The 19,366-nt window shown below is 62.4% G+C and carries 20 protein-coding genes; 8 read left to right on the forward strand and 12 right to left on the reverse strand.

Annotation, left to right across the window (positions count from 1 at the left end; all coding sequences use genetic code 11):
* Positions 1-43 precede the first annotated feature (43 nt).
* The 4 genes from IEX32_RS13410 to IEX32_RS13425 form a co-directional block, all read right to left on the reverse strand.
* Positions 44-1,759, reverse strand: a complete 1,716-nt coding sequence (locus tag IEX32_RS13410; protein ID WP_188772048.1) for an FAD-binding protein — start codon at positions 1,757-1,759, stop codon at positions 44-46.
* Entirely contained in the window at positions 1,756-2,202 is a 447-nt protein-coding gene (locus tag IEX32_RS13415) for a nuclear transport factor 2 family protein (RefSeq protein ID WP_188772049.1), read from the reverse strand. The genes IEX32_RS13410 and IEX32_RS13415 overlap by 4 nt, the downstream gene beginning before the upstream one ends.
* Before the next feature lie 91 nt (positions 2,203-2,293).
* Positions 2,294-2,761: an Lrp/AsnC family transcriptional regulator gene (locus IEX32_RS13420; RefSeq protein WP_188772050.1), complete on the reverse strand. Its 468-nt coding sequence runs from the start codon at positions 2,759-2,761 to the stop codon at positions 2,294-2,296.
* Positions 2,758-3,234 (reverse strand): Lrp/AsnC family transcriptional regulator, encoded by a 477-nt coding sequence (locus IEX32_RS13425; protein WP_188772051.1) that lies wholly within the window; start codon positions 3,232-3,234, stop codon positions 2,758-2,760. Before IEX32_RS13425 ends, IEX32_RS13420 begins: the two co-directional genes overlap by 4 nt.
* Before the next feature lie 206 nt (positions 3,235-3,440).
* Between IEX32_RS13425 and IEX32_RS13430 the strand changes: the two genes are divergently transcribed.
* Genes IEX32_RS13430 through IEX32_RS13445 form a run of 4 tightly spaced genes read left to right on the forward strand, consistent with a single transcriptional unit; the run spans position 3,441 to position 6,359 of the window.
* Complete coding sequence (locus tag IEX32_RS13430) at positions 3,441-4,217, forward strand: SDR family oxidoreductase (RefSeq protein ID WP_188772052.1); 777 nt, start codon at positions 3,441-3,443, stop codon at positions 4,215-4,217.
* Positions 4,218-4,260: 43 nt separating this feature from the next.
* Positions 4,261-5,046, forward strand: a complete 786-nt coding sequence (locus IEX32_RS13435; RefSeq protein WP_188772053.1) for an SDR family oxidoreductase — start codon at positions 4,261-4,263, stop codon at positions 5,044-5,046.
* The gene (locus IEX32_RS13440; protein ID WP_229736365.1) at positions 5,043-5,804 is read left to right on the forward strand and encodes an SDR family NAD(P)-dependent oxidoreductase; all 762 of its coding nucleotides are present in this window, start codon (positions 5,043-5,045) and stop codon (positions 5,802-5,804) included. Before IEX32_RS13435 ends, IEX32_RS13440 begins: the two co-directional genes overlap by 4 nt.
* A gap of 42 nt (positions 5,805-5,846) precedes the next feature.
* On the forward strand, positions 5,847-6,359 hold the full coding sequence (locus IEX32_RS13445) for a nuclear transport factor 2 family protein (protein WP_188772055.1): 513 nt from the start codon (positions 5,847-5,849) through the stop codon (positions 6,357-6,359).
* Between the two features lie 67 nt (positions 6,360-6,426).
* Here IEX32_RS13445 and IEX32_RS13450 read toward each other — a convergent pair whose 3' ends face one another.
* The 3 genes from IEX32_RS13450 to IEX32_RS13460 are packed head-to-tail and all read right to left on the reverse strand — an operon-like array spanning position 6,427 to position 10,558.
* The gene (locus IEX32_RS13450) at positions 6,427-7,188 is read right to left on the reverse strand and encodes an SDR family NAD(P)-dependent oxidoreductase (RefSeq protein WP_188772056.1); all 762 of its coding nucleotides are present in this window, start codon (positions 7,186-7,188) and stop codon (positions 6,427-6,429) included.
* Between the two features lie 3 nt (positions 7,189-7,191).
* Positions 7,192-8,394, reverse strand: a complete 1,203-nt coding sequence (locus IEX32_RS13455) for an MFS transporter (RefSeq protein WP_229736366.1) — start codon at positions 8,392-8,394, stop codon at positions 7,192-7,194.
* Positions 8,395-8,419: 25 nt separating this feature from the next.
* Positions 8,420-10,558, reverse strand: a complete 2,139-nt coding sequence (locus IEX32_RS13460) for an oxidoreductase (RefSeq protein WP_188772057.1) — start codon at positions 10,556-10,558, stop codon at positions 8,420-8,422.
* Between the two features lie 226 nt (positions 10,559-10,784).
* Between IEX32_RS13460 and IEX32_RS13465 the strand changes: the two genes are divergently transcribed.
* From IEX32_RS13465 to IEX32_RS13480, 4 genes are read left to right on the forward strand one after another with little or no spacing between them, the layout of a single operon-like run.
* Positions 10,785-11,732 (forward strand): thiamine pyrophosphate-dependent dehydrogenase E1 component subunit alpha, encoded by a 948-nt coding sequence (locus tag IEX32_RS13465; protein ID WP_188772058.1) that lies wholly within the window; start codon positions 10,785-10,787, stop codon positions 11,730-11,732.
* Complete coding sequence (locus IEX32_RS13470; RefSeq protein WP_188772059.1) at positions 11,722-12,705, forward strand: alpha-ketoacid dehydrogenase subunit beta; 984 nt, start codon at positions 11,722-11,724, stop codon at positions 12,703-12,705. The genes IEX32_RS13465 and IEX32_RS13470 overlap by 11 nt, the downstream gene beginning before the upstream one ends.
* Positions 12,706-12,713: 8 nt before the next feature.
* Complete coding sequence (locus tag IEX32_RS13475; RefSeq protein ID WP_188772060.1) at positions 12,714-13,979, forward strand: dihydrolipoamide acetyltransferase family protein; 1,266 nt, start codon at positions 12,714-12,716, stop codon at positions 13,977-13,979.
* Complete coding sequence (locus tag IEX32_RS13480; RefSeq protein ID WP_188772061.1) at positions 13,976-15,430, forward strand: flavin-containing monooxygenase; 1,455 nt, start codon at positions 13,976-13,978, stop codon at positions 15,428-15,430. The genes IEX32_RS13475 and IEX32_RS13480 overlap by 4 nt, the downstream gene beginning before the upstream one ends.
* A 51-nt stretch (positions 15,431-15,481) precedes the next feature.
* On the opposite strand, the gene IEX32_RS13485 is transcribed toward IEX32_RS13480, so the two are convergent.
* The 5 genes from IEX32_RS13485 to IEX32_RS13505 are packed head-to-tail and all read right to left on the reverse strand — an operon-like array spanning position 15,482 to position 19,360.
* On the reverse strand, positions 15,482-15,961 hold the full coding sequence (locus IEX32_RS13485) for an Lrp/AsnC family transcriptional regulator (protein ID WP_188772062.1): 480 nt from the start codon (positions 15,959-15,961) through the stop codon (positions 15,482-15,484).
* On the reverse strand, positions 15,958-16,494 hold the full coding sequence (locus IEX32_RS13490; RefSeq protein ID WP_229736368.1) for an Lrp/AsnC family transcriptional regulator: 537 nt from the start codon (positions 16,492-16,494) through the stop codon (positions 15,958-15,960). Before IEX32_RS13490 ends, IEX32_RS13485 begins: the two co-directional genes overlap by 4 nt.
* Positions 16,466-17,338, reverse strand: coding sequence for an SDR family NAD(P)-dependent oxidoreductase (locus IEX32_RS13495; RefSeq protein ID WP_188772063.1), 873 nt, complete (start codon positions 17,336-17,338; stop codon positions 16,466-16,468). Before IEX32_RS13495 ends, IEX32_RS13490 begins: the two co-directional genes overlap by 29 nt.
* Before the next feature lie 29 nt (positions 17,339-17,367).
* Complete coding sequence (dmpG, locus tag IEX32_RS13500) at positions 17,368-18,408, reverse strand: 4-hydroxy-2-oxovalerate aldolase (RefSeq protein ID WP_188772064.1); 1,041 nt, start codon at positions 18,406-18,408, stop codon at positions 17,368-17,370.
* 10 nt (positions 18,409-18,418) lie between these two features.
* The gene (locus IEX32_RS13505) at positions 18,419-19,360 is read right to left on the reverse strand and encodes an acetaldehyde dehydrogenase (acetylating) (protein WP_188772065.1); all 942 of its coding nucleotides are present in this window, start codon (positions 19,358-19,360) and stop codon (positions 18,419-18,421) included.
* Positions 19,361-19,366: the final 6 nt, after the last annotated feature.

Here is a 19,366-nt window from a genome sequence, read left to right on the forward strand (position 1 = left end):
GATGACGATCGAGCAGCCCCTTCCCGCCTCGAGTGTGATGCTGTCAGTTCGCGGCGCCGCCCCGCAGGGGCTCCGCGCCGACCGCATCGAGTGCGGACAGGTATCCGAAGGTCATGGCCGGGGCGAGTGTGGAGCCCGCGCCGGGGTAGGCCGGCCCCATGACCGAAGCGGAGTTGTTGCCGATCGCGTAAAGCCTTTCGATGACCCGGCCGGACGTGTCGAGAACGCGGCCTTTCTCGTCGGTCAACAGTCCTCCCTTGGTGCCGATATCGCCGGGATAGACGCGCAACGCGTAGAACGGCGGCTTGTCGATCGGCGCGAGGTTTGGATTGGGCGCAACCGACTGGTCTCCATAATACCTGTCGTATGGCGCCGATCCTCGTCCGAAATCGGCATCCACACCGCTTCGGGCGTAGTCGTTGACTTTCGTCACCGTCGTCTCCAGGCGGACCGGATCCACTCCCATCTTCCGCGCAAGATCGGCTATGCTCGACGCTTTGTGATACATGGATCTGACCTTGCGGGGCAGCATCCAGTCGGGAAACACCGGAAGCAGTGGTCCCATCGGGTATTTCCTGCGGAAGCGGGCGTCGAGGATGATCCACGACGGCACCGAACGCGCTTCGGGCCGGTCGGCGGTGATCATGGCCTTGCCGGCGATGTCGTAGCTGCGCGCCTCGTTCATGTAGCGCTCGCCGATCTGATTGACGATGATGTTACCCGGCAGCGCGCGTTCGTAGAACAGCGGGCGTCCCCTCTGTTCGCCCGGGACGCGCACGGTTGGGGCCCACCACGCCTCGTCCATCAGGTCCAGGGCGGCTCCGATCTCGATGCCCGCGCGGATGGCGTCGCCGGTGTTGTGCACTTGTCCCGCTGACCATTCCGGTTCGCTTTCGCCCGGAAGATAACGGTCGCGCATCTCCTTGTTTCGTTCGAAGCCGCCGGCGCCGAGGATGACGCCTTTCGCGGCACGGACGCGAAGCTCCTTGCCTTCGTGGCGGATCACCGCGCCTTCGACGGCCCCTTCGCCGTCGCGGATCAATCGGACGAGCGGCGACTGGAGCCACGTTTCCGCGCCGTGCCGGTTCAGCGCGATCTTGAGATGTCCTGCAATGGCGTTGCCGAAAACGAGAAAGCGGCTGCGTCTGGAACGCAGGCGTTGCGGGATGTCGCTGTAATACCGCCACAGGACCTTGGCCATGGTCTTCATCCAGCCCGGCCCGCGCGTGATCATCGGCGCGGCTTCCATGGTCGTCCAGGGGATGAAGCCGAACAGCGTCGCCGATGGATGGGTGGGGCGCATGGTAGCGAAGTCTTGCTCGGGCAGGTTGCTCGCGTGCAGCGTATTCGTCTCGTGGCTGCGATACCCCATTTTGCCGCCCGGCTTCTCGGCCTGGTAATCGGTATAGGGGATGGCAATGAAGCGCAGATCGCTCACGCTTTCGACATAGCGCACCATGATCCGGGCATGATCGACGAAGGCCCTGATGCGCTGATCGCTGACGGTGTTGCCGACCAGGCCCTTGATATAGGTAAAGGCTTCTTCGGCGCTGTCGGACTGCCCCTGCGCACGCGCGGAATCGCTGTCGGGTATCCAGACGCCGCCGCCGGAGGTGGCGGACGTTCCGCCGTAAAGGTCGCTCTTTTCGACGATCAGCGTCTTTGCACCGTGCGCGGCGGCGGTCGCGGCCGCGACCATCGCCCCGGCCCCGGTGCCGATCACCAGCACGTCGACCTCTTTGTCCCAGGGATCGTTCATGGCGTGGCCGCCTGGTTGGAAAAGCCCAAACCATAGGCCTCAATGATCGGGAGGGGATTCACGTATTCGCGCCAATACGTGACAAGGTCGCCATCAAACCTGAGGATACCCAGATAGTCGTTCGCGTATGGCTGTCCGGACGGCAATACGGTGTCCGACCTGTATTCGACGATCAGCATGTCACTGTCGACAAGATCGTAGAAACGCTGGACCTTGTGGAAATAGCCGTCGCAGCTTGCCATGCCGTCCCGCGAAATATCGATGAACCGGTCGCGCCCTTTTACCTCGCTGGGAAATTCCCTGAGCGGCAAATACGGCCAGTCGAACACCGCATCTTCATGCACATAGCGGGCAAAGGTATCGAAGTCCTTGCATCCGTACGCTGTGATCATGGCTGTAAACAGCGTCCTGAGCTGTTGCCTGCGGGAATCGAGCACAGTCATTCATCCTCCTCAAACCGAGAATGTCTGTCCAACGCAGGTCAATGTCAACGCAAAACGAAGATAGATCGTAAAAAAATAACGATTTGCGTAATCATGCCACTATGTGTGTGACGCGGTAGTCGTGCTTGATCAGGCGATGTGCGAGCTCATAGCGAATGGCCGCGACCCCGGGAATTTTGTCGATAGTGTTATGAAGAAACTCGGCAAGGTGGCCCGGATCGCGCACCCACGTGATGGCGAGGATGTCTGCGCGGCCGACGAGGGACGCTACGTACGTGACATCGTCCAGCGCGGAAAGGGCATCGAGCACTTCCTGGAACGGATGGCTCGTGTCCACCGTGATCCAAAGATAGGCGATCAGGGGTTCAGCATCCTGATCGTAACTGGTGATCGCGAGAACTTCGATAGCGCGTTCTTCCATCAGGCGCTTGAGGCGTTGTCGTACCGTGCCCTCGGCAACATTCAGTTCGCGCGCGATTTCGCGATTGCTCTGGCGGGCGTCGATGCTCAGGTGCTCCAGGATCTTGCGATCCATTTCGCTGAATTCGATCTCCTTCATTCGAAGCTACCCCAGGGCTGTACGTATTTGACGACTTTCGTGGCAAGAGCCTTCTCCAGTCCGGAAATGCCGTCAATCGATGCGATTGTGTTGGTCAAAAGATCGTCCAGGGCGTCCATGGTCCTTGCGATCACCTGGATTTCAAGGTCATTGCGGCCGATGACCACCAGGATTGAGATGATTTCCGGGATCTTGAGCAGATCCGCTGCGACATCGTCGATAGCACGACCCCGGATTTTTACGCCTACAACAGCTGTGAACGGATATCCCGAAGCGCCGAGGTCAACCCGCGCGACCACCCGCATGGCTCCCGACTTCTCAAGTTTGCGCAGCCGGCTCCGGATCGTTGCTTCATTGATCGAGAGGCGCTCGGCCATTGCGCGGAACGGCATGCGGCCGTCTTCACGCAACAGCCCAAGAATAGCTTCGTCAGTTGCGTCAATTTGCCGCCTTATGGGTGTATCCTTTCGCATTTGGCAAACGGCTACGAGAATGGAGGGTGCGAAGCAACGGGCATTCTTCACCTGGATCAAACCGCGTCTGGCAACAAAAGTCGATTGATCATCGCACTGATAATGCGCAAAACGACATCTATATGATGCAATATGTTCGATGTGCGTGTCGACAAGCTCAATAGCCTCTGCAATCTATGGGTTGTCTGTGAATTGGGAGAGATGTGATGATTCGCTCGCTGGGCCCGGATTTTCCGGAAGGTATCGCGCTCGTCGTCGGCGGGAGCGGGGGTACGGGGCAGGTCATCAGCGAAAGGCTGGCCGCGGCAGGGGCTAACGTCGCGATTGCATATCGGGGCAACCTGGAAGCGGCCGAAGCGGCAGCCGAAGATGCCCGCTCTCACGGCGTGCAGGTCGTGACGCAGCAGATGGATGTTACCGATCCGGCCGGGTTTGCGCAGGGTGTACGCGCGCTTGTGGAGGAATTCGGCCGTCTGCACACCGTGATTGTCGCCACGGGATATGATATCCAGATGCGCAAGATCAGCGAGGTTACGCCCGATGAATGGCGCCGCGTGATCGACAATGATGTCAATGGCTTCTTCAACGTCGTTCACGCGACGCTGCCGGAACTGCGCAAGCAAGGCGGCTCCTATGTTCACATCGGATCGGCGGGTGTGGTGCGATGGCCTGAGCGCGATGTCCTGTCGGTCGCGCCCAAGGGCGCCATCCAGCAGCTTATGAAAGGCATCGCGCGCGAAGAGGGCGGAAACGGCGTGCGGACGAACTCCATTGCGATCGGCGTGATCGATGCGGGTATCTTCCACCGGCTGAAGGACACCGCGTTCGACGCTGAATGGCACCGGACCGTGCAGGAGACGATTGCGCTCCACCGCTATGGTCTTCCGGAGGAGGTCGCGGAAACGGCGGTATTCCTGGCCTCGGCCCGCGCCGGATATATCACGGGGCAAACAGTATCCTGCGACGGAGGCTGGAACCTGTAATTTCGAGGCGCTTGCCGCTGCGCAAGTGCAGAGAGGTAGAGGCATGGATTGGCTGGCCGGAAAAGTTGTAATCGTCACAGGGATCGGGCCGGGCTTCGGCAGGGTCCTCGCCGAGGAGGCCGCCCGGCTGGGTGCCCGCGTGGTCATGGTCTCCCGATCGCGCGAGATCATGGACGAAGTTGCCGCGCTCATTCGCGCCAATGGGGGCGAAGCCATCGCGGTTCGCGCTGACATCACGCTTACGGAGGACTGCGAGCGCGTCGTCGCGGATGGCCTCGCTGCATTCGGCCGGATCGATGGTCTGGTGAACAGTGCCTACAAGCCGGGCGACATCAAGCCGGTCAACGAGCTCGACCTCGATGAGCTTGCCGCCGCGTTCAACGTCACCGTGATCGGTACGCTGCGCATGATCCGGGCCGTTACGCCGGTCATGGAGGCGCAAGGGGGCGGAGCGATCGTCAATGTCGGAAGCCAGGTCGCACGCAAGATCGTGCCGAACCAGGGCGGATATGCCGCGACCAAGGCTGCAATTTCCGCCCTGACCCGCCAACTGGCTTCCGAACTTGGACCCAGGAACATTCGTGTCAATACGCCGGCCTTCGGGTGGACGATCAGCCCGCCCGCCCGGGCATGGCTCGAGCAGCGCGAGGCGGAAGGCGGGGAAACCGTCGAAGCGGCCATCGCGCAGATAGCTTCCGGTATTGCCCTGGGCAGGGTCCCCGGCGAAGTGGAATGTGCCCATGCCGCCTTGGCGATGGTGTCCGACATCATGCGCGTGGTGACCGGCGCGACGCTCGATGTGAACGGCGGGGAGTACATGGCCCTGTGAGTGGTTTTGCAGACAGGAGCGTGCTTGTTACCGGCGGTGCCTCCGGTATCGGCCGGGCGGCGGCGATCCGTTTCGCGCAGGAAGGCGCGCGGGTCTGTGTCGCGGACCTGAACGGGGAAGGCGCGGCGGCGGTCGCGGCCGAGATTGGCGCAAGCGCCGTTTGGGTGCAGGCCGATATCTCGACCGCGCAGGGTAATGCGCAGATGGTCGCGGCGGCCCTCGGGGCCGGAGGGACGCTCGACGTCGCGTTTCTCAACGCCGGTTACCTCGGTCCTATGGGCGGCTTTGAGGCGACGGACGAAGAGTTGTTCGACAGGCATCTCGCCATAAATCTCAAAGGTGCCTTTCTCGGTCTCAAGGCCGTGCATGGCGTCGTTGCCGATGGCGGCGCCGTCGTCGTGACGTCGTCAACAGCGGGTCTTCTAGGGCTGCATGAAAGCCCCGCCTACAGCGCGGCCAAGCATGGCGTGATCGGCCTTGTAAAGGCCAGCACGCCGGCCTTCGCGGCAAAGGGGGCCAGAATCAATGCAATCTGCCCCGGCGGGGTCGAGACACCGATGATGGGATCGGCCGACCAGGCCATCGTTACGCCGGACATGCTGCGGCGTGTACCGCTTCGCGGCATGGGTTCGGCGCAGCAGGTTGCCGAAGCGGCCTTGTGGCTTGCCAGCCCCGCCGCCGCGTTCGTCAACGGTCAGGCGCATGTCGTTGACGGCGGCCTGCTTTCCACGTTCGTGCCCGCGCCCGTGGGGCCGTAGCGTCAGGATCCGTGCCCAACGACGATGGAACAAGGAATTGCCATGGAAAAGGATCAGCTTGAAGCGCTGAGCGCCCGTCTGGGGGCGCTGGAGGATATTGAAGCCATCCGCACACTGAAGGCGCGCTATTGCCGCGCGCTGGACCAGCGGCGGCTGGATGACCTGCGCGAGACTTTTGTGCCGGACGGGGCGATTGTCGCCTACGAGGGATTTCCCGAGTTCAGCGACCGTGAGGAGTTTATCGCGACGTTCGAACAACTGGGCTGTGCCCCCGGCGTGTTCGACATCCATCACGCGGTCAATCCCGAGATCGCGCTGACCGGGCCGGACGAAGCGGTCGGCAAGTGGTCGCTCCATTTCAAGAGCATTATCGCGGCGCAATCGACGATAATCACCATGGGCGTCGAATACGACGACCGCTACGTGCGCCGGGATGGCCGCTGGTGGATTGCGGAAACCCGCACGACCCGCCCCTTCTGCCTGATCGAGGCGATTGATGAGCAGTCCCGTCCGACATATGTGACGGTGGGCGCGGCTCCGGAATCCTACGCTTAGGTTCGGAGTTCCGGCCCGGCTGTACCTGTGGCCGCCGGGCACGACGCCTAGCGGCCATACGTTGGTATTACCCGGTCGTCTGGCCCCCATCGAGGACGAGGATTGTGCCGGTGGCATAACGGGCATCATCCGATGCCAGATAGGCGATGGCCGCCGCGATCTCAGGCGGTGTACAGGCGTCGCGATCGGTCAGCTTCGGCATGTTGCGCGCGGCTGCGGTACTGAAGATTTCAGGATCCACCCCACCGCCCGCCGTGCTCTTTTCGTGCATCGGCGTGGCCACGCCGCCGGGCGCGACGGCATTGACGCGGATGCCGTAGTTCGAAAACTCCAGTGATGCCGCCTTGGTCAGCGAAATGACGCCCGCCTTGGAAATGCCGTAGGCGGCGGTGCCGTATACAGCGTGCAGGCCGCCGGCCGAGGCGACGTTGACGATGTTGCCCTTGCTCTCGCGAAGATATGGAAAGGCCGCCTGGGTGAGGAAGAAGGGTCCGCTCAGGTTGATGTCCAGAGTGCGCTTCCATGCATCGGGGGATGTCTCCTCGATGCGGCCCCAGGTCATGATCCCGGCGATGTTAAGCAGAATGTCTATCCCGCCCATGGCCTCCGCCGCCTTGGCTGCGAGTAACACCGCGCTTTCAGGGTCGCGGGAATCGTAAGCGAAGGCATGGCCTGCTGTTTCCGAGGCCGCGCGTTGCGCGCCCTCGATATCGATATCGCCGATGGTGACGATGGCGCCTTCCGCGGCAAACAGGTCAGCCGTCGCGCGGCCAATTCCGGAAGCTCCCCCGGTGAGAAGAACGCGTTTCCCGGTAAAGCGCGGTGCCATGGGTCAATTCCTTTCGAAGAGGTCCGCACGGTTGCGCGCGGCGATGAACAGGGAGGTTGCGAGCAGCAATGCGCCTACCGCCACGAAGGAACCCGCTACCGTGAAAGCTTCCCGTAACGGTGCAAAGGCCAGCGGATTTATGAACTGCCCGGCGTTCAGGGCGCTGACGATCAGGCCCATTGCCATGGCATGAGCGACGGGCGAGGTCTTACGGAAGATGATCGAAGCCGTCGCCGGCTCCGACATTCCGGCGCCAATGCCGACAAAGAGGCAGCCGATCAGGATATGCCACACCTCGCCCGCGACCCCGATTATGAGAATGCCGGCGCCCATTGACAGCGCATTGAGTACGAGAAATCCGTGCAGCCCGAAGAAGCGGCGCAACCGCCCGAAGGCACCGGCCGAAAAGACAGCCACGATCGAAGTGGACGCGATGACGGTGCCGATGGTCTGGGCGCTGCCGATTCCCTTGGCCTGTAGAACGAAGGCGACCTGCACGGCAGGCGTGAACATGCCAAGCGTGAGGAGTATCAGCAGCAGATAGTACGCCCATACATGGCGCAGTTCGGTGCTCACATCCGTCCGCGTCTTCTCGCGCGGGGGCAGGGGGCGGTTGTGAATGGTCAGGCTGGCCAGGATCAGTAGCGGAATGCCGAGCAGATAGAGCGTAAAAGGGGTCTGCCAGCCGCCCATGTCGACAAGCCGCCCGCCGAATACCAGTGCCGATGCCGCGAACAGGGAGGACAGCGCGGTCGCGTATCCCAGCAGCTTTTCCCGTTCATGGCCGGAAAAATGGTCGCCGATGAGGCCGAGGCAGGAAGTCAGCAAGCCCCCACCGCCGATCCCGAGGATCAGCCGCAGGAAGATGAGCATGATTTCGCTCTGGATCAACAGCACGCCGGCTCCGCCGACTACGTAGAGCACCAGCGAAGTCAGCAGGATGATCCGCTGCCCGACCCGTGGTGCCAGCCACCCGGCGGCCGGCGCCGATGCGACCAGCATGGCAGCCGGCAGAGTCATCACGATCTGGGAAAACAGCTGACTGTCCGCGGTCGCGCCGAAATGCCGCGCCATCGAGACCAGCGCCGGAGCAGCGGCCATGGGTATTAGTGCAACGAGGGCCGGACCGGTGACGCAGACCAGCGCGACGAGCCAGCTTGCATTCCGGCCAGAAAGGACGGTTTCCGATATTGCTGTCTCTGCCACGTTCTCGTCTTTCCTTGTCGTGGAGCTACATGAACCGGGTCATCAGCGCGGCGTCCCTCATGGCGCCTTCAATGTAGCCGACGCCGGTGCAGTCGCCGATGGTATGGATGGGAATGCCGAGCGGGGTCAGTTCATCGGCAACATGCGTGTCCCCGACCGCGCCCTCGGCGACGATCACCGTGTCCGCCGCGATCGTGCGCTGTTGGTCGGCGTCGTTGGAATATGTGACCACGTGATCGCTGATCACGAAATCGCGCACATTGGTCAGCAGTTCGACGCTCATTTCGTGACATTCATCGACAACGCGGAACCGCCGGACCAGCGGCAGGCCGCGCCCTACACGGCTCGATTCCTCCAGCACTGTGACGTCGCGTCCTCGATGGGCCAGGAACTCGGCCAGTTCCAGTCCGACGAGTTCGCCGCCGATGATGACCACCTTCTTGCCCAACGGCATCCAGTATTTCGAACCGGTGCGCAGGAGGCCAAGCTTTCCGGTCGCGCCGGTCAGGCGCCCCAGCTTCATGGCAAGCCGCGTGAACGCGCTTGTCTTGTCCTTCAGGCTGTCCAGATCCTGGCCGAGGACCAGGCTGCGCATGTCGTCTCCGGAAAACACGAAATCGCGGTCGCTGCCGGGGATCGCGGGCATGGTGCGCTTGGCGCCGGTTGCGACCACGATCTCGTCGGGTTGAAGCGAACGGGCGAGTTCCGGGGTCACCTGGGTCTTGAGCCGAACTTCGATTGGCCGCTGCGCCACCTGTCGCCTGAGCCAGTCGACGATCCGCTGGTTCGGTGCATAGGCGACGGAGGCGAATTGCGCTGTCCCGCCAAGGCGCGGGCCGGCTTCGCATAGAATGACCTTGTGTCCCTTGTCGGAGAGAATACGTGCCGATTCCATCCCGGCGGGGCCGCCGCCCACGACGAGTATGGTCTTCTTGTCAGGTGCCAGCTGCTGCTGCCGTTCCGTCTCGAACCCCGTCATCGGATTGACGGCGCACATGATATGGCTCGAATTGAAGATCGAACTGATGCAGGTGTAGCAATAGACGCAAGGCCGCACTTCCTCGGGCTTGGCCGCGAGCAACTTGTTCGGCAGGTGCGGATCGGCCAGCAATTTCCGGCCCATGGTGACAAAGTCCAGCCGGCCTTCGCGGATGAAGCGGTCAGCGTCTTCGGCTTCGATCCGGCCCGGGCAGATCACGGGAATGGAGACGGCCTTGCTGATGGCAGTGGCATTCGCCACGAAACCGTTGCGGGTATCCGTGGCATGGCCAGTCGAATAGGTGCGGCCGTAGTTTCCATCCCCGTGCGCGCTGACATGGATTGCGTCGAGGCCGGCCTCTTCCGCGAGCTGTGCGGTTCGCATTGCATCCTGCAGCGAGATGCCATTTGCAAGCTGGAATTCCTGGCTGTCGAAGCGCATCCACACCGGGTAGTCGGGGCCTACTGCGGCGCGTACCCCCCGAATCGTCTCCAGCAGGAAGCGCGCGCGATTTTCAACCGAGCCGCCATATTCGTCGGTGCGCTGGTTGTAGGCGGGCGAAAGGAAACTTGAAAAGACATAGCCGTGGCCGCCGTGGATCTCGACCGCGTCGATCCCCGCGCGTTTCGCCCGTTCGGCGGCGGCGGCGAACATGTCCACTATGCGCGCGATGTCGGCCCCGGAAAGCGGATTATAGATGACTTCGCCCATCTTGGCGTAAGGTTCGAAGAACTTGGCCTGTTCTTCATCCAGCATGACGTCGAGGAAATCGCCGCTGTCTTTGGACTTGCGCGGAATCGAAGGGCAGGCCACTCCACGCCCTTCGAGCATGTCTGTCATCGCGAGCAGACCGCCATGCTGCAATTGCGCCGCCAGCTTCGCGTCGTGGGCATGCACTTCGTCCGCCAAGGCACGGATGCCGGGAATGAAGCGGTCGTCGGAAATGGCTTCCTGCCGCCAGTTGCTGGCGCCTTCCGGGAAACCGACCGATACCGAGCCCATCGTGACCAGAGCCGCGCCGCCCTTCGCCCGTTCAACATAGTATCTGCGTAGGCGCTCGCCGACGCTGCCATCCTCTTCCGCAAGGTTGGAGCCCATGGGGGAGAAGAATATGCGATTCTTCAACTGCATCTGATTGATGCGTCCAGGGCTCAGCAGATGCTGAAAACGGTTTGCTTGCGACATGGTGATGTTTCGGTCCTCGCTCTCCCGAGCTCAGCATATGGTCTATCCTGAGCTGCTCCTCTGCATATCGGCGCAGAAGTGCGAAGACAACCGAAATTACGTCATTCACTGCGAGGTTTGTTACGCAAACATGGATTATGATTGACCTAATGACCGAAATGCGTATTTTGTCGCAGGGGTTGCGGTGCCGCGCGCTGATGACCCCTTTATGTGGGAGAGAATAACGATGCCAGCGCCGGACCCCGCGCTTCTGGAGCAGATGTTTCATCGCATGTCGGTGGCGCGTGCGATCGAACGCTTGATGCTGGTCCACACCCGCGAACGCAAATTTTCCGGTTGGTGGCACCCCGGCGAGGGCCAGGAGGCCGCGCCGATCGGCGCGACGGCCGCGCTCGAGCGCGACGATTACCTCTGGTACCAGGGGCGAGGCTCGGCCTGGGCCATCGGAAAGGGAATGGCCGCCGGACTCATTCTGGGCGATCTGCTCGGCAAGATGAACGGCGCGACGCGCGGCAAGGGCGGCGGCGTTCCCCACTGGGCTGACTATTCGATCGGCGTCATGGGTGAGGGTGCCACGCTGGGCAGCGTCTATCCTCTTGCCGGCGGATCGGCGCTTGCCTCCCGGATCCGCAAGGATGGCCGCGTCAGTCTCGCGGACTTCGGCGACGGCACCTCGGCGCGCGGCACTTTTCACGAAACGATGGTTCACGCGGCCGCCTGGAAGTTGCCGCTCATCTATTTCTGCGAGAACAACGGCCTGCTGGTCGGTACCCGGCTGGGGGAGGTCTCCCCGACGGAGAACATCGCCGACTTCGCCAAGGGCTACGGTATTCCCGGCATCATTGTCGACGGCCAAGACGCTGTAGCGGTCTACGAGGCGACGCGTGAAGCGGCCGCGCGCGCGCGCCGGGGCGAAGGGCCGACTTTGATCGAAGCCAAGGTTGTCCGGCGGCACGGGCACTATGCCGGCGACCCGCAGAAGTACCGGGCCGACGATGAATTCGATGACTATCGCGATCCTGTCGACGTGCTTGCAGCAAGGCTGCGGGGCAATTCGGCGGAGCGCATCGCGCAGGAGGCCGAGGCGGAAGTGAAGGCCGCATACGAAGAGGCGCTGGCGGCACCCGAACCGGATGCCTCGGTGATTGAGAGGGATCTCTACCATGTCCAGTGAGGTGATGGGCTATAACGCTGCGATGGGCCTGGGCCTTGTCGAGGAAATGCGTCGTGACGCCGAGATCTTCGTGCTGGGTCAGGGCGTGGCCACGGGAGGATGGTTCGGCGCGGAGAAGGGGCTCGCTTCGGAGTTCGGTCTCGATCGCGTGATCGACTGTGGTATCTCGGAGGCGTTCGAGGCTGGGCTGGCGGCCGGTGCGGCGATTGTCGGGATGAAGCCGGTGATCAACATGGGCTTTGGCGATTTCGCACTGATCGCGGGCGACGAGATTTATCACAAGCTTGCCAAGTGGCGCTACATGCATGGCCTTGATGTGCCGATGACAGCGGTGATCATCTTTCCGATCGGCACGATGGGAGGGGCGGGTCCCGAGCATTCGAGTTGCACCGAAGTGCTGGGGATGCATTTCCCCGGTCTCAAGGTCGTGGTTCCCTCGACGCCGGAAGATGCCAAGGGGCTGATGAAGGCCGCCTTGCGCGAACCCAATCCGGTGCTTTTCCATTCGGTGCAGGGACTGGGCTGGGCACGCGGCGAAGTTTCGACAGATCCCGAATTCATCGTACCGATCGGCAAGGCCGCGACCCCTCGGCAAGGCCGTGACCTCACCATCGTTACTTACGGCTCGATGGTGCCGCGGTCGCTGGAGGCGGCGGATACGCTGGCGGGCGAGGGGATCGATTGCGAGGTGATCGACCTGCGCAGCCTGGTTCCGCTCGATTGGGATTGCGTCCTCGAATCGGTCTCTCGCACCAACCGCGCCATGGTCGTCCACGAAGCGGCCAAGACCGCCGGACCGGGCGCGGAGATCGCGGCGCAAATTCAGGAGCGCATCTTTTTCGACCTCGAAGCACCCGTGCTGCGGGTCGGCGGCAAGGACTTCCCCCTTCCTCAGCACAGTGACCTCGAGGCGATGTCGATTCCCTCGGTCGACGCCATCGCCGACACGGCGCGCCGGTTGTTCGCGATATAAGGGTGGGTATGCTCCAGGAACTCAAAATCCCCCGCATGGGCTCGGTCGAGAACGCAAGGCTGGTCGCCTGGCACATCGACGAGGGTCAGTCCTATGGCGAAGGCGACATCCTCTACGAGATCGAGACCGACAAGACGACGACCGAAGTCGAAGCGACCTCTCCGGGCATTCTCGCGCAGCGCAAGGGGGAGCCGGGGGACGATTTCAAGGTCGGCGATTGTATCGGATTATGGGCCGCGCCGGGTACCGGGCCGGCGGCACTGAGGAAAGCTGTAGCAGCCCTTGACGGACAAGAGCCGCGCCCCGCCTCGGCCGAAAATGCCGCCGCGCCGGTGAAGGTTGCGGCGGCGGACGGGGAGGCTGTCAGGCCGCTGTCGCGAACGGCGGCGTGCGGCGTGCGGATATCGCCTCTGGCCCGGCGGCTGGCGGCGCAGCACGGCGTCGATGTTGCCGGCATCGCCGGGTCGGGTGCCTATGGCAAGATTACCGGGAAGGACGTTCTGAAGGTGTCGAATGCCGCAGGGACGGCGCCTCGGACGATAGCGCCCCCTGCCGGCCGCGTGCTTCCCGATTCCCGTCCCGCGGACCAGGCGGCTGCTTCGGCGGAGGGCGCGCGGGTCGTTCCTCATTCGCTGCGCCGCAAGACGATCGCCCGGCGAATGGTCGAGGCGGCAGCGGTCCCGTCGCTTACCGCGGACATGGAGATTGATCTCACCGCACTGTTCGCGCACCGGGCCTCGGTGGCGGGCAAGGGGACGTCGGTGCTGGGGCTCATCGCCCATGCCGCGGTTTCCGCATTGGTGGAGCATCGTTCGCTCAACGCGCATTGGAACGACGAGGCGCTCATCCAGTGGGATCATGTCCATCTGGGCATCGCGGTCGATACCGCGGGAGGTCTCATCGTTCCCGTCATCCGCCACGCGGAGCGGCTCAACGCGAGGGGGCTGACGGAAGAGATAGCGCGCGTGGCTCAGGCAGCCCGCGACGGTTCGCTCAGCTCGGCGGACCTCGAAGGCGGCACCTTTACGATTTCAAATCCCGGCTCGGTCGGTCCGGTCATTCGCGCTGAGGCTTTGCTCAACGTGCCGCAGGTCGCCCTGCTGGGCCTTCCCGGCATTGTCCGCGCCGTCAAGGTGGTCCCCGATGGTGACGGTTGGGCGACGGCCGTTCGTCGGGTCATCAGGCCGTCGCTTACGTTCGATCACCGTGCGCTCGACGGCGGTCCGGTGATCGCTTTTCTAAACACCCTCAAAATCCAGATGGAATCGCTATGAGCGAAAAGAAGCGCTTTGTCGTTATCGGTGCCGGAATGTCCGGCATCCTGGCCGCCATCAAGCTTTCGGAGGCCGGTCAGGACAACCTTGTCGTTTACGAGAAGGCTCAAACGATCGGGGGGACCTGGCGTGAAAACCACTATCCCGGGCTGACATGCGACGTTCCGGCGCATTGCTATACCTACAGCTTCGCACCCCATCCGGACTGGAGCGCGTTCTATGCGCCCGGGCCGGAGATCCAGAGCTATTTCCAGAGGGTCATCGACGATTACGACGTCCGTCGTTTTATCCAGACCGATTCGGAAGTCACACATTGTGCCTGGAAGGACGGCAAGTGGGAGATCGGACTTGCCGATGGTCGGAGGGACGAAGCGGATATCGTTATTGCAGCGTCTGGCGTACTCCATCATCCCCGTTACCCGGACATCGAAGGTCTTCGCAATTTCGAGGGCGCAATGTTCCATTCCGCCCGCTGGGACGATGCGCTCGATCCCTCTGGAAAACGGATCGGCGTGATCGGTAACGGATCGACCGGCGTCCAGATCGTCTCGGCTTTGGCGCCTACCGCCCGCGAGCTGGTGCACTTTCAGCGATCGCCGCAATGGATCCTTCCCGTCACACAGTTCGAGTATACCGACGCGGACCGGGCGGCGTTTCGCGCTGATCCGGCCAAGGTCGACGAGATTCGTTATGGGGAGGAATACTGGAACGGTGTTCGCCGTTTCACGTCGGCTATCGTCGATCCTGATTCTCCGCAGATGAAGGAGATCGAGGAACTGTGCCTGCGCAATCTCGAGGAAGGCGTGCGCGATCCGGAACTCCGCGAGACGCTGCGCCCCAATTACCATGCGGCCTGCAAGCGCCTGATCTATTCCTGGAACTATTACGACAGGATCCAGGAGCATGATGTTGTCATTGATACTTCGGCCATTGATCGGGTTGAGAAGCGCGGCATCCACATGAAGAGCGGCAAGTTCTACGAACTCGACGTGATTGCTCTGGCGACGGGATTTCATGCGGACAAGTTCATCAAGCCCACCAAGGTAATCGGTGCAGGAGGGCAGGATCTCGACGATTTCTGGGCGCGCCGTCCTACCGCTCATTATGCGGTGACGCTTCCGTCCTTCCCCAATTTCTTCATGCTCAATGGACCTACAGGACCGGTGGGCAACTTTTCCCTGATCGACATCGCTGAGCTGCAGTGGGGCTATATCGCTCAGCTCATGCGGCCGGTCCTCCAAGGAGACGCATCCTGGGTCGCCCCCACGCGGGAAGCGCACGCCGCGTACGAGGAACGACGTGTCGAGGCTGCGCGCAACACCGTGTTCGGTACTGGCTGCACCAGCTGGTATCTGGATGCCGAGGGTGTTCCGGGCACCTGGCCCTGGAGCTACGATGCTTTTGCCGATGCCATGTCGAAGCCGAATCTTGATGAGTACAAGTTCGGTTGACGGGTAGCCGGCCGGCGATGCTTGACGCGGGACTGCGAATCCCGCGTCAGGTCAGGTCTCGTCGTCGGTAAGGTTCGTGATCCGTGCGACGCGCGAGTTGTATTTCATGGTCTTGACGGCAATCGACGTTTCGACCTGATAAACGCCGGCGATTGTAAGTATGCGATCCGAGGTCAGTTCGACGAGTTCGTCGAGTTCATCGAACAGGCAGATGGCGGTGATGTTAAGCTCGCCAAGCGACACCAGTACGGCGTTTATCTCGTCCATTGCGCTCAGGTAGTCGGAAATCTCCCGTACCTTGTCCATCGCCGCCTTGATGCCGATGAACGCCAGGCGGGATTTCGCCGCGAGAGAAAGGCCCGTGATGGCCGTGAATGCGATCTGCCCATCGCTTTGCAACCGTTTGATGCGGCCTCTGACGGTTCCTTCGGTAATGCCGAGTTCTGTCGCGATCTTGCGATTGGAGACCCGTGCATCCTTGCTCAGGATCGCAATGAGCTGGTTGTCAAGGTCATCGAGCAATCCGTTCATGCTTCGCTTCCTTCGATGGGCGCGACTTCGAATTTGTATTTCAGAATGTCGACGACGATCGAAGGCGTCATTGACTTGATTCCCGGAACATTACTCACAAGGCTTTGCAGAAATGCGGGGAGCTCGGCGAAATCCAACAGCGCCACCAGGGCATCGATGTTGTAGCGGCCGGTCACCACATGGACCGCGAACACCTCCGAAAGCCCGGCCAGATCGGTGGCCACGCACGAGGCAGGTCGCCCGTCTACTTCCACCGCCAGCCTGAGTAGCACATTGTAGCCAAGCGCTGCGAAATCCGAGACGGCAACCACGCGAAGCTGGTTGGCCTCTTCCATTCGCTTGATGCGGGACGAAACCGTAGATGCCGTAAGTCCAAGCTTTCCGGCGATGTCCTGGTTCGTCGCCCGGCCATTGCGCCGAAGTTCGGATACGATTGCGTGATCCGTCTCGGAGAAGCTGAATGCGGGTTTGTTCATTGTCATCGATACACTTGGGTTGCGGGCCTTAATAGATGGCGGCAGGGTTCTTTGCACGCGGCGCTCCCAGCATGTCGCGGTAGGATGGTCGTTCGGCGCCCCTGTCAGTGACGCCGAGCCGTTTGGCAATCTCGGCACCGATGAGGGTCTCCCCGGACAGCTCGGCGCGCTCCGGCGATCGGTCGATGGCGTCCAGGATATGGGCGGTGAATTCCGGGTTTTCCGCCGAGGCCATGAAGGCTTCGTACTGTTCGGGATCGTTGTCCTTCGCCGACATCGCCCGTTCGGTGACTTGCGGTCCAAGCCAGATGGAAACCGCGACCACGCCGGTGCCGCGCAGATCGTGCTCCATGTCATGCGCCAGCTTGTCGATTCCCGCCTTCTGCGCACCGTAAGCCGGTCCATGCATGTAGCAGGAAGCGCCGAATGAAGAGGTGAAGGCGATCAGGCCCGAACCTTGCGGCACCATCATCCGCGCCGCATGCCAACTGGCGACATAAGCCGAGCGCAGGCCGACATCGAGAATTTTCTGCGCGTCGAGATCCTTTTCCCAGAACGGCTTCTTCTCGACCAGTTGGGGATGCATATAGGCGGCGTTGTTGATCAGCATGTCCAGACTGCCGGACTCCTGGGCCACCCGCTCGAACAGCTTTGCAACCTGTGCGTCGTCGGCATGGTCGCAGACCACTGGAATGCCCTTGCCGCCAAGGTCGGTCACGGCCTGCGCCGTTTCCGCGACAGTGCCGGGTAGAATTTCGCCGGCCCAGCCCCGCGCCGAGCCTGCGCTCGTCGAACGGCCCGTGACGTAAACGACGTAGCCCAGTTCGCCCAGGCCGCGCGCTATGCCGGCGCCGACGCCGCGACTGGCCCCGGTGACTATGGCAACCTTGCCTACTCCCATCGTACTTATTCCTTATTCGCTTCCGAGCGTCAGCCCTTGGCCGCCTTGAGCATGTCCAGCGCGACGTCGACAATCATGTCTTCCTGTCCGCCGACCATCTTGCGCCGGCCGAGTTCGACGAGGATGGCGCGGGTGTCGAGCCCGTAGTCCGATGCCGCTTTCTCGGCATGGCGCAGGAAGCTTGAATAAACGCCCGCGTAACCGAGCGAGAGCGTCTCGCGGTCGACGCGAACCGGGCGGTCCTGCAGCGGACGGACCAGATCCTCGGCGGCATCCATCAGCGCCATGACGTCGCAGCCGTGGTTCCAGCCCTTGCGGTCGGCGGCGGCGATGAAGACCTCGAGCGGCGCATTACCTGCGCCCGCGCCCATGCCGGCGAGGCTGGCGTCTATGCGCACCGCGCCTTCCTGTGCGGCGACGATTGAGTTGGCGACGCCGAGCGAGAGGTTGTGGTGGGCGTGGATACCACGCTGTGTTTCGGGCTTCAGAACCTTGTCATATGCGCGCAGGCGGTCACGCACGCCGTCCATGTCGAGCGCGCCGCCGCTGTCCGTCACATAGACGCATTGCACGCCGTAGCTTTCCATCAGCAGCGCCTGTTGGGCCAGCGCCTCGGCATCGATCATGTGGCTCATCATCAGGAAGCCGGACACGTCCATGCCAAGGTCACGCGCAATGCCGATATGCTGCCTGGAGACGTCCGCCTCGGTGCAGTGCGTTGCGACGCGCACCGAGCGGACGCCAAGATCATAGGCGCGGCGCAGTTCGTCCGCCGTGCCGACACCCGGCAGGATCAGTGTCGTGAGCACGCTCTTCTCAAGCACTTCGGCGACCGCCTCGATCCATTCCCAGTCGGTATGAGCTCCGAAGCCGTAGTTGAAGCTCATGCCGGAAAGCCCGTCGCCATGCGCGACCTCGATCGCGTCCACGCCTGCCCGGTCGAGTGCGCGCGCGATGTCACGCACGTGGTCGAGGCCGTACATATGCCGGATGGCATGCATGCCGTCGCGCAAGGTCACGTCCTGGATGTAGAGCTGGTCGCCCGCTGCCACGTCGAACTTGGCCATCATCAGGTCTCCTTCAGGCGTTGGCCGTCGCGGCCATGCGCCGCTCGGCCAGCAGTTCGCCCGTCGCCTTGGCGGCGGCGGTCATGATGTCGAGATTGCCGGAATAGCTCGGCAGGTAATCGCCCGCGCCTTCGACCTCGAGCATAATCATGGTCTTGATACCGGTGAACTCGCCGCGGCCGGGGATCTTGAGCTTGTTATTGTCGCCAAAGCGCTCGAACTGGACATCCTGCTTGAGGCGGTAGCCGGGCACGTACTTCTGCACTTCAGCCACCATATCCTTGACCGACTGGCGGATTGCCTCCTCGTCGGCGCCTTCGGAAAGGGTGAAGACGGTGTCTCGCATGATCATCGGCGGCTCGGCCGGGTTCAGGATGATGATTGCCTTGCCCTTCTCAACGCCGCCCACCTTCTCGATGGCATTGGCGGTAGTGCGGGTAAATTCATCAATGTTGGCGCGCGTGCCCGGCCCCGCCGAGCGCGAGGAGACCGATGCGACGATCTCGGCGTAGTGGACGGTGGCAACCCTGCTGACGGCCGCGACCATCGGGATCGTCGCCTGGCCGCCGCATGTTACCATGTTGACGTTGGGCGCATCGAGGTTGGCGTGCATGTTGACCGGCGGCACCGTGAAGGGGCCGATCGCTGCGGGCGTCAGGTCGACCACCTGGATGCCGTCGGCGCGCAGCGCCTCATCATGGACCTTGTGCGCATAGGCGCTGGTGGCGTCGAAGGCGATGCCGATCTCGGGATAGCAGGGCAGCTTCTTGAGGCCCTCGATGCCCTCATGGGTCGTCGCGACGCCATGCTCGCGGGCCATGGCAAGGCCTTCGGAGTTCGGATCGATGCCCACCACGGCCACGAGGTCCATGTTCTGCGGATACTTGATCATCTTCATCATCAGGTCGGTGCCGATGTTCCCAGATCCGATGATCGCGGCCTTGATCCTTGTCATGTTCAT

Source organism: Novosphingobium endophyticum, assembly GCF_014640675.1.
Taxonomy (GTDB): domain Bacteria; phylum Pseudomonadota; class Alphaproteobacteria; order Sphingomonadales; family Sphingomonadaceae; genus Novosphingobium; species Novosphingobium endophyticum.